This window comes from Streptomyces sp. NBC_00102, from assembly GCF_026343115.1.
GTDB lineage: Bacteria > Actinomycetota > Actinomycetes > Streptomycetales > Streptomycetaceae > Streptomyces.
In genome coordinates, this window is sequence record NZ_JAPEMC010000005.1 from 141,853 (window position 1) to 160,950 (window position 19,098).

15 protein-coding genes are annotated in these 19,098 nt (G+C 69.2%); 11 read left to right on the plus strand and 4 right to left on the minus strand.

The features are described 5' to 3' along the window. Complete coding sequence (locus OHA55_RS34810) at nt 1–1,596, minus strand: alkaline phosphatase (protein WP_266714200.1); 1,596 nt, start codon at nt 1,594–1,596, stop codon at nt 1–3. Between the two features lie 472 nt (nt 1,597–2,068). On the opposite strand from OHA55_RS34810, the gene OHA55_RS34815 reads away from it, so the two are divergent. Genes OHA55_RS34815 through OHA55_RS34835 form a run of 5 tightly spaced genes read left to right on the plus strand, consistent with a single transcriptional unit; the run spans nt 2,069 to nt 7,663 of the window. Beyond that, a complete protein-coding gene (locus OHA55_RS34815; protein WP_266714202.1) occupies nt 2,069–3,361 on the plus strand; it encodes a helix-turn-helix transcriptional regulator in 1,293 nt (430 codons plus the stop codon). Nucleotides 3,362–3,377: 16 nt separating this feature from the next. Then, nucleotides 3,378–4,133, plus strand: a complete 756-nt coding sequence (locus OHA55_RS34820; protein ID WP_266714204.1) for a toll/interleukin-1 receptor domain-containing protein — start codon at nt 3,378–3,380, stop codon at nt 4,131–4,133. Beyond that, on the plus strand, nt 4,130–6,091 hold the full coding sequence (locus OHA55_RS34825) for a hypothetical protein (RefSeq protein ID WP_266714206.1): 1,962 nt from the start codon (nt 4,130–4,132) through the stop codon (nt 6,089–6,091). Before OHA55_RS34820 ends, OHA55_RS34825 begins: the two co-directional genes overlap by 4 nt. A gap of 23 nt (nt 6,092–6,114) precedes the next feature. Further along, nucleotides 6,115–7,182 carry a hypothetical protein gene (locus OHA55_RS34830; RefSeq protein WP_266714208.1) on the plus strand — a complete coding sequence of 356 codons (1,068 nt, stop codon included), beginning with the start codon at nt 6,115–6,117 and terminating at the stop codon, nt 7,180–7,182. A 19-nt stretch (nt 7,183–7,201) separates the two neighbouring features. After that, nucleotides 7,202–7,663: a hypothetical protein gene (locus tag OHA55_RS34835; RefSeq protein ID WP_266714210.1), complete on the plus strand. Its 462-nt coding sequence runs from the start codon at nt 7,202–7,204 to the stop codon at nt 7,661–7,663. A 153-nt stretch (nt 7,664–7,816) separates the two neighbouring features. Here OHA55_RS34835 and OHA55_RS34840 read toward each other — a convergent pair whose 3' ends face one another. After that, a complete protein-coding gene (locus OHA55_RS34840) occupies nt 7,817–8,560 on the minus strand; it encodes a triacylglycerol lipase (protein WP_266714212.1) in 744 nt (247 codons plus the stop codon). Nucleotides 8,561–9,013: 453 nt separating this feature from the next. Between OHA55_RS34840 and OHA55_RS34845 the strand changes: the two genes are divergently transcribed. Further along, nucleotides 9,014–9,694 (plus strand): AroM family protein, encoded by a 681-nt coding sequence (locus OHA55_RS34845; RefSeq protein ID WP_266714214.1) that lies wholly within the window; start codon nt 9,014–9,016, stop codon nt 9,692–9,694. A 12-nt stretch (nt 9,695–9,706) separates the two neighbouring features. Here the strand turns inward: OHA55_RS34845 and OHA55_RS34850 are convergent, their stop codons facing one another. After that, nucleotides 9,707–10,489 carry an IclR family transcriptional regulator gene (locus tag OHA55_RS34850; RefSeq protein WP_266714216.1) on the minus strand — a complete coding sequence of 261 codons (783 nt, stop codon included), beginning with the start codon at nt 10,487–10,489 and terminating at the stop codon, nt 9,707–9,709. Nucleotides 10,490–10,740: 251 nt separating this feature from the next. Between OHA55_RS34850 and OHA55_RS34855 the strand changes: the two genes are divergently transcribed. Beyond that, nucleotides 10,741–12,414 (plus strand): OPT/YSL family transporter, encoded by a 1,674-nt coding sequence (locus OHA55_RS34855; protein WP_266714218.1) that lies wholly within the window; start codon nt 10,741–10,743, stop codon nt 12,412–12,414. A 56-nt stretch (nt 12,415–12,470) separates the two neighbouring features. Further along, entirely contained in the window at nt 12,471–13,535 is a 1,065-nt protein-coding gene (locus tag OHA55_RS34860) for a DUF917 family protein (protein WP_266714220.1), read from the plus strand. A 100-nt stretch (nt 13,536–13,635) separates the two neighbouring features. Here the strand turns inward: OHA55_RS34860 and OHA55_RS34865 are convergent, their stop codons facing one another. After that, nucleotides 13,636–16,503, minus strand: coding sequence for a M4 family metallopeptidase (locus tag OHA55_RS34865; RefSeq protein WP_266714222.1), 2,868 nt, complete (start codon nt 16,501–16,503; stop codon nt 13,636–13,638). 413 nt (nt 16,504–16,916) lie between these two features. Between OHA55_RS34865 and OHA55_RS34870 the strand changes: the two genes are divergently transcribed. The 3 genes from OHA55_RS34870 (at nt 16,917) to OHA55_RS34880 (ending at nt 18,717) form a co-directional block, all read left to right on the plus strand. Beyond that, nucleotides 16,917–17,798, plus strand: coding sequence for a helix-turn-helix transcriptional regulator (locus tag OHA55_RS34870; protein ID WP_323180545.1), 882 nt, complete (start codon nt 16,917–16,919; stop codon nt 17,796–17,798). Nucleotides 17,799–17,993: 195 nt separating this feature from the next. Beyond that, nucleotides 17,994–18,434 carry a DUF6325 family protein gene (locus tag OHA55_RS34875; protein WP_266714226.1) on the plus strand — a complete coding sequence of 147 codons (441 nt, stop codon included), beginning with the start codon at nt 17,994–17,996 and terminating at the stop codon, nt 18,432–18,434. A gap of 19 nt (nt 18,435–18,453) precedes the next feature. After that, a complete protein-coding gene (locus OHA55_RS34880; RefSeq protein WP_266714228.1) occupies nt 18,454–18,717 on the plus strand; it encodes an SHOCT domain-containing protein in 264 nt (87 codons plus the stop codon). Nucleotides 18,718–19,098: the final 381 nt, after the last annotated feature.

Sequence of the window (19,098 nt, forward strand, 5' to 3'; positions counted from 1 at the left end):
TCAGGCCTGCTGGACGGCGGGGACGCCGTCCTCGACGGCGAGGACGGTCCGGCTGCTCACCGTGCCGTCCGGCACGGTGACCCGGTCGCAGACCCGGTGGTCGGCCAGCCAGAGATCCGGGGTGATCTCACAACTGACGTAACCGCGCTGGAAGTTGCCGAACTTCATGTGCGGGTTCTCGGCGAGGAGTGCCTGACCCGTGGCGTCGAGGTCCATTCCGTCCAGTCCGGACGTGATCGACGTGCCCACGAACTCGGTCGCCACCGCACGGGAGTCCGGGTCGTGGAAGTCGAGCGCCAGATCGCTCGCGACGCTGCGGTGCAGATCGCCGGCGAGGCTGACGACGTTACGGACCCCGCGGTCCGCGATGCCGCCGAGCAGCCGGTCGCGGGAGGCGCTGTACCCGTCCCATGTGTCCATCGGCACGGCCACGTCCGGCCCGTACGTCGTATCGAGCAGGGTGATGGCCGTCTGGTGTCCGAGGACGTTCCAGCGGGCCCGCGAACCGCTGAGGCCGTCCAGCAGCCAGCGCTCCTGCGGGAATCCGAGAATGGAACGGGCGGGGTCGGCGGTCGCGGCGTTCGGGGCCTTGGTCCCGTCCCCGTTCGCCTGGTCGTCGCGGTACTGGCGGGTGTCGAGCATCGAGAACTCGGCGAGGCGCCCGTAGGAGAGCCGCCGGTACAACTGCATGTCCGGGCCCTCGGGGAACTGCGGCGCGCGCAGCGGCATGTTCTCCCAGTACGCCCGGAACCCGTTGGCTCTGCGGATCAGGAAGTCGTCCGGGTCGGTACCGTCGGCGGCCAGGTTCGCCCAGTTGTCGACGACCTCGTGGTCGTCGAAGACCACGATCCATGGCGCGGAGTGGTGGGCGGCCTGGAGATCGGGGTCGAGCTTGTAGTACGCGTACCGCTGCCGGTAGTCGTCCAGGGTCACTGCCTGGCGGGTGTTGTGTTCGTCGCCGTCGCCCGGGCGGACGCCCCGGTCGATGCCGAACTCGTAGATGTAGTCCCCGAGGAACAGCACGACGTCGTGGCGCCGGGCCGCCAGGTCGCGGTGAGCGGTGAACCAGCCCTCCCAGATGGCCTGGCAGGAGGCGAAGGCCAGTGAGAGGCGCGGCAGCAGCTGATGAGCGGCGGGCGCCGTTTTCGTGCGCCCCACCGGACTGATGAACCCGCCGCAGCGGAACCGGTAGAAGTACTCGCGCCACGGCTCCAGGCCGCGGACGTCGACGTGGGCGGTGTGGTTGAACTCGGGGGTCAGCCGGGCCGTGCCGCGCCGCACGATCCTGCGGAACCGCTCGTCGGAGGCGACCTCCCACTGCACGGGGTAGGTCCGCCGGTCCATTCCGCTGAACGGGGCGAGGGGATCGGGAGCGAGCCGGGTCCACAGGACGACCCCGTCGGGCAGTGGGTCGCCGGAGGCGACACCCAGGGTGAAGGGATCGTTTCTGAGCCGGGCGGCGGGAGCGGCGGCGGCCTCACCCGCACTGGGCAGGGCACCGGACAGGGCGAGGGCGGCAGCGGCGGCGGTGACGGTGACGAACCGTCGGCGTGTGGCTGCCGTGAGCGCCGGAGGTGGAGCGAGTCTGGGAGTCACCTCCTCACCACAACGGAGCGCCGTGAACACAGGGCGTCTCCCGGGAGACCGTCTACGGGCGATGAGCCGACTCCTTATTGTCAGGGACCCGACAGCCTTGCCAGGGGTGTCGTGGGGATGGCCGGCAGGCGGCGGTCTCGGGCCGTTGACCCCTCGTGAACTATATGAATGCGCGGCCATTTTTTGCTCACGAACGCGCGCCCTACGCGCAAGGAACTCATCCCTACCCCTGTCCAGAACCAGATGTTCTGCAGTCGTCCTTCGGACAGCTGGTCCGAAAGGCGGCGTTCCGGCGCCAGTCTGCGCGAGTTTGGATGCGCGACTCCTGATCCTTTTCCGGGAACGGCCTTTAGCCGGCCTCGCCGAAGGAGAAGGAAACGGGAAACAGTATCGATCGGCTTGTCCATCCAGCAGGTGCTGCCGCAGAGTTTCGTGCGGGCCCTCCGCCTGGATGGACGGTTAGGGAGTACTCATGCCCCTGCTGTCCACCGCGTTCGGTGAGGAACTGAGGAGGCGTCGTCTGGACGCCGGACTCAGTCTCACGGCACTGTCCGCGGCCGTGCACTACAGCAAAGCGCAGTTGAGCAAGGTCGAGCGGGGGATCAAAGTGCCCAGTCGCGATCTCGTTCGTCTGTGTGATGCCGCGCTCCGGGCCGACGGGGCACTGATTTCCTGCGGGGCGACAAGTACCGGGCCGCAACTGGGCGGTCCTGTGCCGGATGCGAGCGATGAGGAGGAATGGACGATGCAACTGTCACCGGATGGCCCGAGCTGGTTTCAGCCTGTCGGACGGCGGCAGATCGTGAGCGCCGGCGCCGCCTCGCTGCTGAGAGTGCGGATGGGGGGAGAGAGCCCTGTCGGTCCGGCCGCGGGTGCCGGGATGCTGGAAGCCTCCCGTTCTCTGTTCACGCAGTACCGGAGGATGGGCCAGAGCGTCGAGCCGGGCTTTCTGCTGCCAGGTCTGATCGCCCAGACCCATACTCTGCGAGCACTTTCCGCCCATGCCGACAGGGACACACGGCAGGAGCTGCTGGCGCTCGGCTCGCGGTATGCCGAGTATGTCGGCTGGCTGGTACAGGAGTCGGGCGACGACCAGGCGGCACTGTGGTGGACGCAGCGTGCGGTCGATCTCGCGGAGGCCAGTGGGGACCGGGATCTGGGCGGATACGCGCTGGTCCGCAGGGCTCTGGTCACGCTCTACCAGGACGACGCCGAGCAGACGGTGGCCCTGGCACAGAAGGCGCAGAACGGTGCGCTGCCGCCTCGGATCCGTGGTCTGGCCGCGCAGCGTGAGGCGCAGGGCCACGCACTCGCAGGTGATCGGGACGCATGCCTGCGCGCACTGGATCGTGCGCGTGGGCTCCTCGCGCGCCAAGAGGACAGCCCCGGCGCGCTGGTCATCGGCAGCATGCACCTGCCGGACTCGGTGGGCATGGTCATGGGCTGGTGTCTGGTCGACCTCGGGCGACCGGGGCAGGCGGCCGATGAGCTGGACCGGCAGCTTGCTCAGGTGTCCGACGACGCGTTGCGGACGAGGGTGCGGTACGGCGTACGTCGTGCGCTCGCCTGTGCCGCGGACGGGCAGATCGACCGGGCCTGCGCGCTGACGGAGCCGCTGCTCGACGGGGTGGAGGCGGTGCGATCGGCGACTGTGACGATCGACCTGCGGCGTCTCGCACGTGTTCTGGCCCGCTATCCGGACCATCCATCCGTGCGCCGACTGGGGCCGCGGCTGGGCGCTTTGTCATATTTCCGTAACTTCTGAGAGAAGAGGAACCATCATGACGGACGTATTCATCAACTACCGCACCGGAGACGGCGAGATGACCGCGGCACTGATCGACCAGGAACTTTCGCGTCGCTTCGGCAAGGATCGCATCTTCCGGGCATCGAAGTCCGTCTTACCCGGCCGGGCGTATCCCAAGGAGCTCCTGGACGGTCTGCGCAGCTGCGCCGTCCTGCTGGCCGTCATCGGGCCCGACTGGACGAACTTCCAGGCCCGGCTGCGCGATCCGGAAGACTGGGTACGCAAGGAGATCGAGGAGATGTTGTCGCGTGAGATCCCCATCGTTCCCGTATTGGACGGCCGCAAGACGGATCGGCTGAACAGGGCCGACCTGCCCGATGAACTGGCCCAGCTCGCGGAACTCCAGTCCATCGTCTTCGGGACACACGACGTCGAAGCAGGTCTGAAGCGCCTGGGCGACGTGGTCGCCGACATGGTCCCGGGACTGCGCGAGCTGGACCGGGACGCGGTCTCCCCGCTCGTACCGAACACCGTGACCAACTCGATCGGTGATGTGGGCGGCACAGCCGTCCAGAGCCGCGACTTCACGGGTGACGTCGGCGGCACCGTCATCAAGGGCACCCACGGCCCCGTTCACACGGGTGGCGGAGACATCTACCAGAACTCCCACCACGTTTCGGGCGGCCGGCATTTCTCCGGCGACGGAATGACGTACTTCGAGGGCGACAATCACGGCGGCGTTCAGCACCGATTCGGGGAATCGGGCAGGCGTGAGGACGACAACCGGTGAGTGCTCACAGCCGTATCGACAACGCGCGGGGCCCGGTGCACTCCGGTAGTGGTGACATCCACGTCCACGCGGCTCCCGATCCTCGGGAGGCCGACGGGCCGTCCTTCCGCCGCATCGCCGACGACCAGCTCGCCTGGCTGAGGCGTGTCCTGGTGGCCCCGGACGGCATGGGGGAGGCCCGCTCGAGACTCGCCCGCACCGGTACGGTGATCCTGGACGGAGCCCCGGGGAGCGGCCGTACCTCCGCTGCCCGAGTGCTTCTGCGTGAGTATCAGCGGGACGCCGGCGTACTGCACGAACTCCTGCCCGGCGAAGACGATGAACTGTCCCTTCGTGACCCGGACCTGGTCGGTACCGGTGACCGGCTGCTGCTCGACCTGTCCGCGGCCGATTCCGTCCGATGGGCCGCGGCTCAGGCCGACCTCCCCGCTCTCCGTAAAACGGTCCACGAACAGGACGCGCACCTCGTGGTCGTGATGCTGCACGGCGGGGCCCTGGACGCCGATCTTCAGCACTACCGGGTCGAGATCGGGCGCCCACGAGGCACCAGGGTCCTGCGGCGCCACCTACGCACGCACGGTGTGCCCTACGAGCAGTACAGGCGGCCCGACCCCAGCCTCGCCAGTCTCCTGGAGCAAGGGACGATGAGGGAGATCGCCGACTTCGCCGACCTGGTGCGACGAGCCCGTGAGACCGCGCGCCCTGGCGACGGGTACACGCAGTGGTGCGCCTCTGCCCGGAAGGCACAAGCGGATCGTCGGAAGGAGGTGGCCGCGCTCTTCGCCCAGTTGCGGGAAGGCTCTCAGAGGGCACTCCTGATCAGCGTCTCGATGCTGCACGGCGCCCACGCCGACGTCATTCACCGCATGACCCGGCTGCTGCTGCGTACCGCGGGTTCTCCCGACGACGATCTTCCGCTCCTCCAGCACAAGGACCTTGCCGAGCGGTTGGCGGAGGTCTCCGCCGAGGCAGGGCCCGACGGTCATGTCCGGTTCACCGAACTCGACCACGACACCGCGGTCCGCACTCACGTCTGGGACCACCTGCCCGACCTGCGCCGGCACTTGGGTACTTGGACCGCGCTGACGGTGGACGCCGGCGACCCTCTCCTCACGAGGGAGCTCCGCGACAGGCTGGTGGCGCAACTGGCGGGGGAGTACCTACGGACCGGCAACCGCGCGGGGCTGGCGTCACTCGCGGAGAGCTGGAGCTCCAGAGGCACCAGCCGGGCCGGACAGGAGGCGGCCGTCCACGCGCTCACCTGCGGACTGGTGGCTCCCGGACACGGAAGTGCCTTTCGGCAGAAGGTCTATCAGTGGTGCGTCCAGAAGCCGCCCGACGCGGAGTTCGCCCAAGTCCTCATTCGAGTCTGCGCCGATGTCATCGCGGTCAGCCACCCCGATCAGGCGATGCTGCGGCTGTACCACCTGGCCCGCCGTGAGCAGGGAACCGGCCGTGCCCGCGAAGCACTGTGCGACCTTGTGGCAACCAGTCCCCGGCTGCGCAGGAGACTGCTCGACCGGCTCGCACGACAGAGGCACACACCTGCCGAGATGGGCATCTTCCTGAGTGTCTGCGACCCGGGACCGCTGATCGGTCCGTACGGCCACGCCCACGGGCTGGTGGAGGAGCCCGGGACTCAAGACTCTCTGACAACGTGTTGGAATGCCGTGCTGAGCGGACTCCCTCGCGAGACCTGGCAGTCGTCCGTGGTGGGCTGGCTGCACCACGCGGCCCTGCTCGAACGCCGGGGCGACATCCTGCTTGACCTTCTGGTGGCGGCAGCCGGCAGGTGCGATGGGCGCGGCGCCACCTTCGCCGCGCTCTACGCGAGCGCACGTGAGGCCGAGCGCACGTCTCCGGCCGGGCCCTCACGCGCCGCAGCCGCCTCCGACCGGCTTCTTCAGAAAATCAGCATCGCCCAGGGCATCGGCCCACTCACCTCACCGTCACCGTAAGAACCAGTCAGGGAGACCTCGCAGTGACGACCGGAAGCAAGACGACCACCGTCTTCCTCACCATCATCCTGGGACTGCTCATGACCATCCTCGGAGTCACGCAGCAGTGGCCCGCATGGGCTTGGCCTGCTCTCGTGACATTCCTCGTCCTGATCCCGGCTGTAGCCTTCGAAGCCGCCCGGCGGCGCAGGGGCCATGTGCCGGTCCGCTTCGAGGAACAACTCACGGCAGCCCCCATCGAACGCCAGGAACAACAGGTCAGACATGTCTCCCTACCGAGCCTCTGGGCCGATTACGACTTTCTGATCTCCGCGACCGTTCGGTGGCACCTTCTCGACACCTCCGACCGCGATCCCGTGCTCAACCCTGCCGGCCTCGCGGTCGAGGCGGTTCTCGCCCGCGCCCGGGCTGTCACCGAACAACGAGAGCCCATGCGTGCTTCCTTCGTCCAGCACGAACTGAACGGCTGTCTCGGCCACATGCTCCCGGACGGCAGCGGCCACCTCCGCGCGATGGCCGAGAACGTGACGCTCACTCTCCACCAGCACGATCAGGAGCGTCTGGACAGCCTCGCCGGTGTCCGTAAGGACAAGGCGGTCTGGGAGCACCAGCGCACGTACGAGCAGAGCAAGCGCAAGTACCTGGGCGAGGACGTACTCAAGGACACCGGCAGCGCCGTGGTGTGGTGGCTCGCCAAGAACGACGATCAAGTGGAGAAGACGGTCGCTGATCTCGGTCTCCTCGCGCAGCTCACCTCCGCGGCGAACGACACCGCTGTCCCCGAACTGCTGCGCGACCTCTTTCCCCAGCCGCGCGAAGAGCATGACGTCCTCGATGAGCAAGTCCTCCGCGTAGAGGCGCCCACGGTCGCGGACCACTTCGCGGAGGGTTTGGACGCCATGGACTTCCCGCAGGGAGACGTTCGGCGCAGCATGCTGGCCAAGCAACTGGCGGACATCATGCGGACTCAGGAGCAGCACGAAGCGGCCGACGACCTGGTCCACCGCTTCGACCCACCCGCCACCTTCACCCCGAACCGCACGGCTTCGCCGGGACAGACCGACGCAGAGACCGATACGGACCGGTTCTGACCACACGTGAGGAAGAGCCATGGACACCGAATTCGCCACCCTCGCGGCGTCCGGAGCGACGACGCTGGTCTCGCTCATGGTCACCGACTCTTGGACACAAGTGCGTGAGCTCTTCGCGAGGCTGCTCTCGCCCACCGCTCCCACCGTGGTCGCCGACCTGGACGGCGCCCGGGACAGGGTGCTCGCTGCCGACGCGGGCACCAGCGCACGGACGGTGCGGGAGGTCACGGCGCAGTGGCACGTACACCTGCATCACCTCTTGCGGACCGGCTCCGTGACCAGTGAGGAGCTGCGTGACGTGCTGGCACTGCTGCGGCAATTCGACGTGCCGGCCCGACTCCCTGCTGTCGTGCACAACGACATCAATGGTGGAGTCCAGCATGGGCCGGTGATCCAGGCCGGCCACGTGTCGGGACTCACCCTCCACACACGGGACCAGTCCCCTGCCGTCGGGCCCTCGGAGTCCGCCCCCACGCGGTGAGGCGGGCCCCAGCCGCCCGAGGGGTCTGAGCCGACCTTGACGGAGAAGAGCCCGAACGCGCCCCGTCGCCCAGCACTCAGGTGCCGGAGGACGGGGCGCGTTCGCTCGCGGAGGGGGCGGCCCCGCCCGGACCCCGGGGCGGGCCGCCGGCGGTCAGGAGGCGACGAACTTGGCGATCTGGCCGAGCACGACCGTGTCCGTCAGGTACCCGATGTGGGTCTGGCAGGCCACGAGATTGTTCGTCGCGCCGTCCAGCTTGGTGCTGGTGTACGGGAGGATGATGCCGTCGCAAGCCGAGTACCAGGTGGCGTACTTGGTGGTGCCGGGGGTCTCGTCGCCCGAGGTGATCTGGGAGATGAACGAGGAGCCCGGGTACATCTGCTGGCAGGTCGTGTAGATCAGGCAGGCGCTGGCGTACGTGGTCCCGTGGTTCGCCCCGGCGATCGAGGCGAGGTGGCTGACGCTGGTGTTGCCGCCGAGCACCTTCAGGTAGTACTGGCTGACCAGGCCGCCCATCGAGTGGTTGACGATCGCTACCTTGCTCGCACCGGTCTGCGCCTTCACGTTGTCGACGAAGGTGGCGAGGCCCTGGGCGTTGGTGATGTTGTTGCCGTACGAGTTGTACTCGTAGGCGAACAGGTTCGAGCTGGACCAGCCGTTGAGCTGGAAGACGCTCTTGGCGGTCACCCAGTTGGAAGCGCTGCCGGTGTACCCGTGGACGAACACGACCGGGGTGCTGGTGGAGAGCACCGAGGCGGTGGCCGACCGCGTGACGGAGGAGGCGGCCGACGCCGACGCGGAGTCGGCCGCGCCCGCCGCCGACGCCGAGGAGAACAGGGTGAACGCGGCGGCGGCAGCCGCGAGGACGCCGAGGAGACGGCGCGGAGAACGACGCATGGAATGCTCCTGACAAGTTGCGGGTCTCGGTGACTGGCCCGGCCAGAGTCTCGGAGCGGTGGCCGGTGGGCATCGGCGAAATCACCTGCGTCGGCGACGGACGGGCGGGGAGTCGTCCCTCCCGCCGGTGTCTCCGCCGCACGACGACGACCACGCCGGGCTTTTGCGGGACGAGTCCGCGGAACGGACCGTCTTCGACGCGCGGACGTGGAGGCGTCGTGAACGCGCGCGAGGGCGCGGCGGGCACCCGACGTACGGGGCGCACCGCACGAGACCCGGGCGGGGGCGCATCCGGTGCCTGGCCGCGCGGGCGACCTGATCCGGAGTGAGAGGTGTGCGGCGGCCGACGACGTGACGAGCCCTTCGTTCGCACCTACCGTGTCCTGCCGAATGCGACTAACGTTATCCGGAACTCATGTCCATAATCCGGAACTTCCGTGAAGGCGGCGCCCCGTGCACACGTTGACGTTTCTGACCATCGGTCAGGCACCCCGCCCGGACCTGTCCGCCGCTGTCGAGGCGCACTTGCCGACGGCGACGCGTGTGCGGCACGCCGGTGTGCTCGACGGCTTGACCCGAGCGGAGGCCGAGGTGCGCTTCGGCCCGGTGGACGGAGGTGCGACGCTGCTGAGTCGGCTGGCCGACGGCGGCTCGGTGACCCTGGACGCCGGGGCCGTGGGGGCGGCTCTGCGGAGCCGCGTCGACCAGGTGGAAGAGGAGGGTGCCGATGTCGTGGTGCTGTTGTGCACCGGCGAGTTCCCCAGCCTGCGGACCCGCCGTGCGCGGCTCGTCGAGCCCGACGCGCTGGTGACGGGTTACGTGGCGACGGTACTGCGGGGAAGCCGGGTAGGTGTCGTCGTGCCGCTGCCGGAGCAGGTTCCCGAAGCCCGCGAGAAGTGGCGGGCCATCGATCCGGCGCCTCTGTTCGCCGCGGCTTCGCCGTACGCGGACGACGACCGGGCCTTGTGCGATGCGGCTTTCGGCCACCTTGAAGCGGGTGCGACCGCACTGATGCTCGACTGCATGGGATACGGTGCCCGGCACCGTCGGGCGCTCCGGGCGGCCGGCGTGACCGTGCCCGTTCTCACCCCGGCCGCTGTGGTGGGCGCGGCTCTCGAACCGCTGCTGAGCTGATCGGCGGTCGGGTCAGCGGGCGGCGCCGCTCTCCGTGTAGCGCAGCCAGTACGGGTCGCCGATCCGCTTGCCGACGCGCAGGGCCGCGTCCCGAACGGCCCGGCCGAAGCGCGCCTCGTTCTCGTCACGCAGTTCGGGGGCGGGCAGCGCGATCCCTATGCCGAAGACCTGCCCCGTGTCGCTGTCGACGACGGCGGCGGAGATTCCGGCGACGTTGGGCACGTACTCGCCGCGCGAGGACTCCCAGCCGTCGGCGCGCACGCGGGCCAGACAGGAGACCAGCTCACCGGGGGTACGGGGGGCGGTGCCCGTGCTCTGTTCGAGGCGGGGGTCCAGGAGCCGGAGCACCCGCGCGTCGTCGAGGCGGGAGAGCAGGGCGCGGCCCATGGAGCTGGCGTAGGCGGGCGCCCTGGTACCCGCCGGCGTGTACGCCTGGAGGGCGCCGACCGTACCGATCCGCATGTGGAGCACGAGCGACTCGGCGCCGTCGAGCACGTCGACGTACCCGGTGTATCCGATGTCGGCGACCAGCCTGGCCAGCTCCTCCTCCAGGAGGGAGGCGGTGCTGCGCGAGACCCGGAAGTGGTAGGAGGCCTCCATGACGAGCTCACCGGGGCGGTAGGCGCGGCTCATCGGGTCGCGGTCGAGGAAGCCGTACTCGGCCATCATGCTCAGCGTCCGCGACACCGAGCTCTTGGGCAGGTCCAGCGCCCCTGCGACATCCGTCACGGTCAGGTCGCGCTGCAGGCGCGCCATCAGGCGCAGGACGTCGCGCGCGTTGGCGAGTGTGCTCACCGGTTTTTCCGCCTCCCCCGAGCTCCCCCGAGTCGTGTCGTCCGATCGTAAGGGGCGCCGGACCGCACTCGTGACCGCCCCTCGTCCGCTGTCGCGGACTGCCCGCATGTCGAGAAATCCGGCTGCTCCCTTGACGGCTGACTGCGCCGTATGGATGATCCAGAGATCTACATATTAAGACCTGGTTCCAGATTATGGAACCTTTCGGTGGCCGAAACAGTCCGCCGCCCGATCAGGAGCACGGGAGAACCATGAGTACCGACGCCGCTCCCCAGGCCGTCACGGACACTTCGCACACCTCGGGTGATGCGCACAGCGCCGGCGAGGCGCGACGCCATCCCCGCGCGCTCGCGCCCGGCAATCTGATCCTCACCGTGGTGCTCAGCGTGTTCGGCGCCGTCGTGGGCGTGCAGCTGCTCGCCACGCTCGGCGTCACCCCCAGCACCTCGCTGATCGGGGCGCTGGCCGCGATGACGCTCGCCCGGGTGCCGCTCGTCTGGTTCCGGGGGTTCCGCTCGGTGCACGCCCAGAACCTGGCGCAGACCAGCATCTCCTCGGCCACCTTCGGCGCCGCGAACAGCCTCTTCCTGCCGATCGGGATCCCGTTCCTCTTCGGGATGGACAACATGATCGTCCCGATGCTGATCGGGGTCTCCGCCGCGATGCTGGTCGACGCCTGGCTGCTCTACCGCATGTACGACACCCCCGCCTTCCCCGCCAAGAACCCCTGGCCGCCCGGGATCGCCGCCGCCGAGGCCATCAAGGCGGGCGACGAGGGCGGCCGTCGCGCCAAGGTGCTCGGCCTCGGGCTGCTCACCGGGATGGTCGGAGCCGCGTTCGCGCTGCCCATGTCGGCCTTCGGCGTGGCGCTCATCGGCGGGTTCGGCGCCATGGCCGCCTTCGGTGTCGGCCTGCTGTTCACCCAGTACGCCGACCCGCTGTTCGGCCTCGACCTCAACGCGATGTATCTGCCGCACGGGATGATGATCGGCGCCGGTCTGGTCGCCCTGGTCCAGGTCGGCCGCACCATCGTCAAGACCCGCCGGAGCGCGGCGGACGAGTCCCGGACCGCCCGCGCGGCGACGGCCGACGCTCCGGAGGACACCACGGACGGCGCGAAGCGCCTGGGCCGCTCGATGCGCCTGGGCTTCGGCGCCTACCTGGTGATCTCCGTCCTGCTGGCGTTCGGCACGGGTGCCGCCACGCACATGAGCCCGGGCATGCTGATCGGCTTCCTCTTCTACGCCACGGTCGCCGCGTTCCTGCACGAACTGCTCGTCGGAATCGCCTCCATGCACTCCGGCTGGTTCCCCGCCTTCGCGATCGCCCTGATCACGCTGCTGCTAGGCATCCTCATCGGCTTCCCGCCCGAGGCGCTCGTCGTTCTGTCCGGCTTCACCGCCGCGACCGGTCCGGCCTTCGCCGACATGGGGTACGACCTCAAGGCGGGCCACCTGCTGCGCGGTGAGAACGCCGACCCGGCCTTCGAGCTGGAGGGCCGCCGCCAGCAGCTGATCGCCGCGATGATCGGCTTCGGCGTCGCCATCGTGGTCGTCGTCGTCTCCTACCGGATGTTCTTCGACAACGGGCAGACCGCCCCGATCGACGCCGCGTACGTCGCGGCGATCAAGGCGGGCCCGTCGGTGGAGACCGCCAAGCACCTCGCCCTGTGGGCGATCCCCGGCGCGCTCGTGCAGCTCGTCGGCGGGTCCAAGCGCCAGCTCGGCATCCTGCTCGCGACGGGCCTCCTGATCACCACGCCGATGGCCGGCTGGATGGTCGCCGCCGGCATCGCGGTCCGGATCCTCGCCCCGCGCGTGCTCGGACCGAAGGCCAAGGAGGACCTCGACGTCTTCGCCGGCGGAGCCATCGCCGGTGACGCCCTCTACTCGTTCGGCAACGGCCTGTTCAAGGCCGCCAAGTAACAGGACACCCGCTCGTCCTTTCGTACGTACCGCACAGAACCACCCTGGGAGACCCCGTGAAGCGACAGCTGACCCACGACGACATCCGCGCGGCCGTGTACGGCGGTGCCGTACTGGGCGGAGGCGGCGGCGGGTTCGTCGAGCGGGGCCTGCGCACCGCTGAGCTGGCCCTCCAGGTGGGCACGCCCGAGCTGTGGACCGCCGACGAGTTCCGGGCCGAGGACCTCACCGCGACCGTCGCCCTCGTCGGTGCCCCTGCCGCGCCCGACCCTCAGGTGCTGCCGACCCACCTGCTGCGCGCGCTGGAGCTGCTCCGCCGGGACCTGCCCGGCGAGCTCGTCGCGATCCACACGAACGAGAACGGCGCGGAGACCACGATCAACGGCTGGTTCCACGCTGCGATGACCGGCCTGCCCGTCATCGACCTGGCGTGCAACGGCCGCGCCCACCCGTCGAGCGTGATGGGCGCCATGGGGCTGCACCTGGCGGAGGATTACCGTTCCAGCCAGGGTTACGCGGGCGGCAAGCCGTACGCCTATGTGGAGGGCGCCGTCTCCGGACGCCTGGAGGCCACCTCGAACGTGGTCCGGCGCGCATCCGTCGAGGCGGGTGGTTGGGTGGGCGTCGCACGCAACCCGGTCGACGTCGGATACGCCGTGAAGAACGGGGCTCCCGGCGCCATCGGATTCGCGATCGAGCTGGGGCAGCGGTTCCTGGCCGACGGCCCCGTAGGTGCCGCACAGCACCTCGGCGGCGAGATCGTCGCGACGGGCAGGGTGCGCGAGTACCGCTGCGAGCAGCGCGAGGGCCTGGACGTCGGAGTCGCCGTCCTCGACGACGCCGACGGCACCACGCTGCACTTCGTCAACGAGTACATGGCGCTCGACCTGGCCGGCGACCGCCGGGCCTCCTTCCCGGACCTGATCACGACGTTCGACGAGGCGGGGCAGCCGCTCGCCTCCGCCGACGTCGCGGTCGGCGAGCAGGTCAGCGTCCTGGTGGCCCCGGCCGCGAACCTGCTCCTCTCCACGACGATGTACATGCCCGACGTGTACGCACCGGTGGAGTCGCTGCTCGGCGTCGCGTTCGCCCCGGAGACGCGGGTGCTCGCCGACGCCTGAGCCGAGCGGCCGCACGGGATCTCTCCTGCGCGGCTCCCCCGGCACGCACGACGGCCGGACCCCCCTCGGGTCCGGCCGTCGTGCTGTCAGTGGGTCCTGGTCAGCAGGATCCCGCCGGACGGTCCCGCTTCACGAGGTTCGTGTAGCCGGTGGTGCCGTCCAGCCACAGGACGCGCTGCCCCTCGTCGGCGATGGCGTAGGCCTGGTCGCCGCGGTTGCAGGAGACGCGCTGGGCGCCGCCCTTGCCGTCGGGGGCCGCCTGGTAGAGCTTCGGCAGCGTGTCGTTGGCCCACCACGTGGCCGGCGGCAGCGACGTCACGGTGACCGCGTCGTCGGACGCCGTCAGCGTGTACGCGTACAGGGAGTCGTCGCCACCCTCGGGGATGACGGTGACGGGGTTCGAGCCGTCGGTGCCGGCGCGGCGCACCGCGGCCTTTCCCGTGTCGGTGGCGTCGTTGTCCTCGATCCAGTAGACGCCGTCGTCGGTGATCGCGGTCTGGCCGATGCTCACCGTGTTGGTGCTGTCGGCGACGGGCATCTCCGTCTTGGCGCCGGTCGCCGCGTCGAGTACCTGGACACCGAGGGTGAAGTTGCCGTACGCGTCGGGGGCCAGCCTGGCGTAAGCGATCTTGCCGTCCTTGATGGAGGGCAGACCCGAGACGTTGTAGGGACGGCCGCCGTCGACCAGGGCCGCCGCGCCGGTCTTCATGTTGACGTAGCGCACGTTCGTGACACCGAACTGCGGGTTGAACGCGGTGTAGGCGACGTAGTCGCCGTCCACCACGAGACCGGAGACGTCGCTGCCGATGGCGTCGACCATCTTCGTCACGCCGCCCTTGACCGGCCGCGCCATGATCTTGATCCCGTTGCTGCTGTAGTCGGCCCAGACCACCGTCTTGCCGTCGGTGTCCGCGTAGACGTTGTAGTCGCCGTTGTTGGCGCTCATCAGCTGGGGCGTGCCCTTGCCGGAGGCGTTGCCGAGCCACACCGAGTACGGCTCGCTGCCGTCCTCGTTGGAACGGGAGACGACGTACTTGCCGCCGCCCGCGCCGACGCCGGTGTTGTAGACGTTGACCTTGGACAGGATCGTGTCGGTGTCGACACCGAGCGCCTTCTCCCAGCCGGGGGCGATGCCGTGCGCGTCGAAGGACCGCTTGACGATCTTCATCTGGGCCTTGGTGACGCCCAGTTCCTGCGCGGCGGCGATGACCGCGGCGCGGCCCTCGGTGAACCCGTCGAGCGGCGTCATGTACGCGGACAGCGCACGATAGACGATCTTGTCGGCGAGGTCGCCGCCGAGGTCCTGGCGCATGTCCCACAGAGCGCCGGAGAAGATCGTGGAGTTGAGGTGCACGCCGCCGTTGTCACCGCGGTAGGTGACGCCGACGAAGTCCTTCGACGTGGTCGCGCCGTCGTTGAGGTCGCGCAGGGCGCACTCGCGCGGGCTGAGCGTGGTGCAGAGGTCCTCGCCGAGCAGACCGGAGTCCGGATCGTCCATGGAGACATTGTTCGCCTCCAGGTCGATGGCGTTGCCGAAGTAGTCGGCGAGGGCCTCGTTCATGGCGCCGGACTGGCCCGCGTAGACCAGGTTCGCGGTGTTCTCGACGACTCCGTGGGTCATCTCGTGGCCGACGACGTCGGTGTCCGCGGAGAACGTGCGGAAATCCCCGCCGCCCTGGCCGTACACCATCTTGGTGCCGTCCCAGAAGGCGTTGTTGTAGGGCTGGCCGTTGGCTACGACGCCGACCAGGGAGTAGATGTAGCCGTCCTTGCCGTCGAGGCTGTCCCGGCCGAAGTGGTTCTTGTAGTAGTCGTAGACCTTGCCGGCCGCCCAGTGGGCGTCCACGGCACCTGAGTCGGTGAAGTCCTCGCCGAGCTCCGGGGTCGTCGACTGGAAGGTCTTGATCCCGGTGGGCCAGGCGCCGGACGCGGAGGCGACCTCGCGGCCGCGGGCGTCGTAGGTGACCAGCATGGGACCGTAGTACGGCGAATCGGCCGTCCGCTTGCTGTAGTCGATCGTCTCGTAGACGCCCTTGGTGTTCTTGTACAGGTTCACCTCGGTCTTCTCGCCGTTGTAGCGGAGAGCGGATCCCTTGACGACCTGCTGGTCGGCCGCGGCCGTGGACACCTCGGGTGCCTCGCCGGTCGCCCCCGTGGCGGCGGTGCCGGTACCCGTGGCGCCGAACGTCTTGATGCCGCTGTACTGCAGCAGCGGGAAGCCGGAGCGCGCGTCGACGTACACCTCCTGCTTCACGGGCTGCCCGTCGACCGGGCTGACGCCGGTGACGGTGACGTGCCGGGTCAGCACGCCGGTGCCCTGCGGGAGGATGGTCAGGCCCTCGGCGCTTCCGGTCAGGGCGGCCTTGCCGGGATCCCCACCCTTCGCGGTGCGCTTCAGCGGTGCCTGGCCCAGCTGCGAGACGACGGCGCCGACGGCACGGTCGATAGCGGTCTGCTCCGAGACCTTGGGGGCGACGGTGTCGAGCTTCAGGTCGGTGAAGTACTTCCCCGAGGTGCCGGTGACGGCACGCTTGCCGCTCTTCTTCTCCATACGGACGACGTACTCGCCGCCCAGGACCGGGACACCCTGGTACTTCTGCTGGAGGCGTACGGTCTCCCGGCCGCCCTCGCTCTGCGTGCTGACGGTCGACAGGTCCTTCGAGGAGGTGTCCGCTATGTGGTAGCGGCTCTGCTTCCCCTTGAGGTGGGTACGCGCGGCGTCGGCGGCGCTGCCGGTGGCAGGGACCTCCTCGTGCAGGCCGGCGACCAGGGCGGGCGTGTCGGTGTCGGCGCCGGAGGTCACCCCGCTCGCCGCGGCCGGGACATCGGCGGTGGCAGCGGCCGCGGCGGGTATGCCGGTCACCAGCAGACCGGCAGCGGCGAGAAGCGCCGCCGTGCCCCGGCCGACGCCGGTACCGCCGGGCGTTCTCGTCGGCTTGTCCGCTCTCCTGCGTACTGAGCTCCGCACGGTGTTCTCCTCCAGTGGCACGAGTGGGTGAACCGCTTTCCGATACGGCCATGCAAGTACGGGTGCGGAGGATGAACAATGCGTTCCTGGTACACACTTGTGTGCGTGCCCACATGTGTGGCCGGAGCTGTCCGGCGAAAGGGAGGACTCCTGGACCGGTCTGGTCCGTTGCCGTGTAATTCCTCTGTAACGGCGGCCGTCTAGCGTCCAACGCGCTGTCGCGTCGGAACAAGACCAGTGGTGTTCGGGCGCATCGCGAACGGCCGTACCGATCAGGATGTGATCAAGGCATGGATCAGACTCGCCGGCTGTGGAGGACCCTTGGCCTGGGAGCCGGTGAACTCTCGGTCTACGAGGCGCTCCTGGGGCCGAATCGGTATGAGAACCGGGAGGCGCTCGCCCGGAGTGTGGACATGGCCGACCATCAACTCGACGCTTCTCTGGAGAGGTTGAATACGAGCGGTTTCCTTCACCCCGAATCCGACGACCGGCTGCCCACCGCGGTCAACCCCACCACAGCCATACGTAACCAGATCCACATGCGCCGCGCGCATCTCCTCGACGCCTCATCGGATCTGGAGGTACTCACCGCTTCGGTAGACCGCCTGGCCGCCCAGGTGCTGGGTCGGTCAGCGCCCGCCCAGGGTGCGGGCATCGAGACGGTGAGGGGGCAACGGGACATCGCCGAAAAGGTGAACGCCCTTCTGATGTCCGCACAGACCGAGGTCAGTCTGCTCGACCGGCCCCCCTACGCCACCAGCGCGCCGGACGGAATGCCTGCCCCGCTGGCGGTCACCGATCTCGTCCGAAGAGGTGTGCGGGTGCGTGCGGTGGTGGACCGTGCGGGCCTGGAATTCCCGGGCCGTGCACGCGGGCTGAGTGAACTGGGGGATCAGGGAGTCGAGATACGTGTGGCGACGGACCTGCCGACGAAACTCATCACCGTGGACCGTCAGGTGACTCTCCTCCCTCCGAGCGACGCAGCGGATCCCTCCCAGGCGGCTGTGGTGGCCAGTGACTCCCTCCTGAGCAACGCCCTGGTGCCACTGTTCGAGGAGATCTGGGAGCGCGCCTTGCCGATCGGCGTGGGCGGTACGGAGGAGGTGGCCGACGAGGACGGGGAACTGCTGACCATGCTGGCCGCCGGGCTGAAGGACGAGGCCATCGCCCGACGCCTGGACCTGCATGTGCACACGGTCCGTCGCAGAATCAGCAGGCTGATGACGAGCCTGAACGCCGAGACCCGATTCCAGGCGGGCATCCAGGCGGTGCGCAGGGGCCGCCTGCGCGCCTGACCCGTTCAGGGGCCCGTAACGGCCTCGGTGTCGTCGGCACGAAGGCTCCGACCACCCGTCGAATCGCGTTCGCCGGGGTGGTCCGCACCGGTCTGCCCGACGGCCGTCGGCCTCTCGCGCCGGGATGCGGTTCCGCCCGGACTGCCTACACTCACAACGGCGGCCCATCGCACCCTCCGAGAGAGGTTGATGTACATGCCCACCAGCCTGAAAGCCGACTCGGTCGGCCCTGTGGACGTGGCTGTCGTCGTGTTCGAGGGAGACCGGTTCAACGGTGACATCGCCCCCGCACTCCGCGACCTCCACGACTCGGGAACCGTCCGCCTCCTGGACCTGGCCTTCGTCCGAAGGAGCCCGGAAGGATCGGTCGACATCGTCGAACTCGAGGACGCCGAGGTCGCCGAGGCGTTCGCCCGCACGACCGACGGCAGATTCGACCTGCTGAGCGAGGAGGACCTGCAGGGCGTGGCCGGCGATCTCGCCCCCGGTTCCTCGGCTCTCGTGGTGGCCTGGGAGAACGCCTGGGCCTCCCGGCTCGCGGCCGCGCTGCGAGGCTCGCACGGAGAAATGGTCTTCCTGGAGCGCATCCCCCGAGACGACGTCGAACGCGCCATCGCGGCCCTGGACGAGCAGTGACACGGAAGAAGGAATGATCATGCCTCGACGCATGGGACGACCGGGCCTCCTCGGCACCATCGCCCGTACCGCCGTGATCACCGGCACCGCGAGGACGGTGTCGAACCACATGCAGCCCCGCGCGGACGAGCGGTACGTCGAACAGGCCCCGCCCCAGACGTACGCGGCTCCGGCGGCACCCGACCGGGTGGCGCAACTCACCGCGCTGGCGGACCTGAAGTCGCAGGGGCTGCTGACGGACGAGGAATTCGCCACCGAGAAGGCGAAGATCCTGAACGCCTGAGCCCCCCGAGCTTTCCCACGGTGCGAACGCTTCCGCCTCCGCGCCGCGCGTCACGCTCTCTGCCGCCCTGAGACACCGCAGGCCGAACGACGCGTGCCACACAGAGCGCGACCGGTCTCACCCCGGCAACACCGCACCAACGCCGCCCCGCTTCCGTCGGACCTGGCCACCTCGGCCCCGGCGGTAGGCGGGGCGGCTGCCGTGTACGGGCCGACGGCGGACTCCACGGCCAGGTGCCGGGAAACCTTGCCGCTGCTTCTCCCCTTCCGCGTTCCCGTGCCCGTCGCCGCCCTTCTCGGGGCGTCGTCGCCGCGGCTGAGGGCGGTGAACGACTCCCAGAACATACAGGGGGAACTGTACAGCTCAGACTGTAGAAGCTAT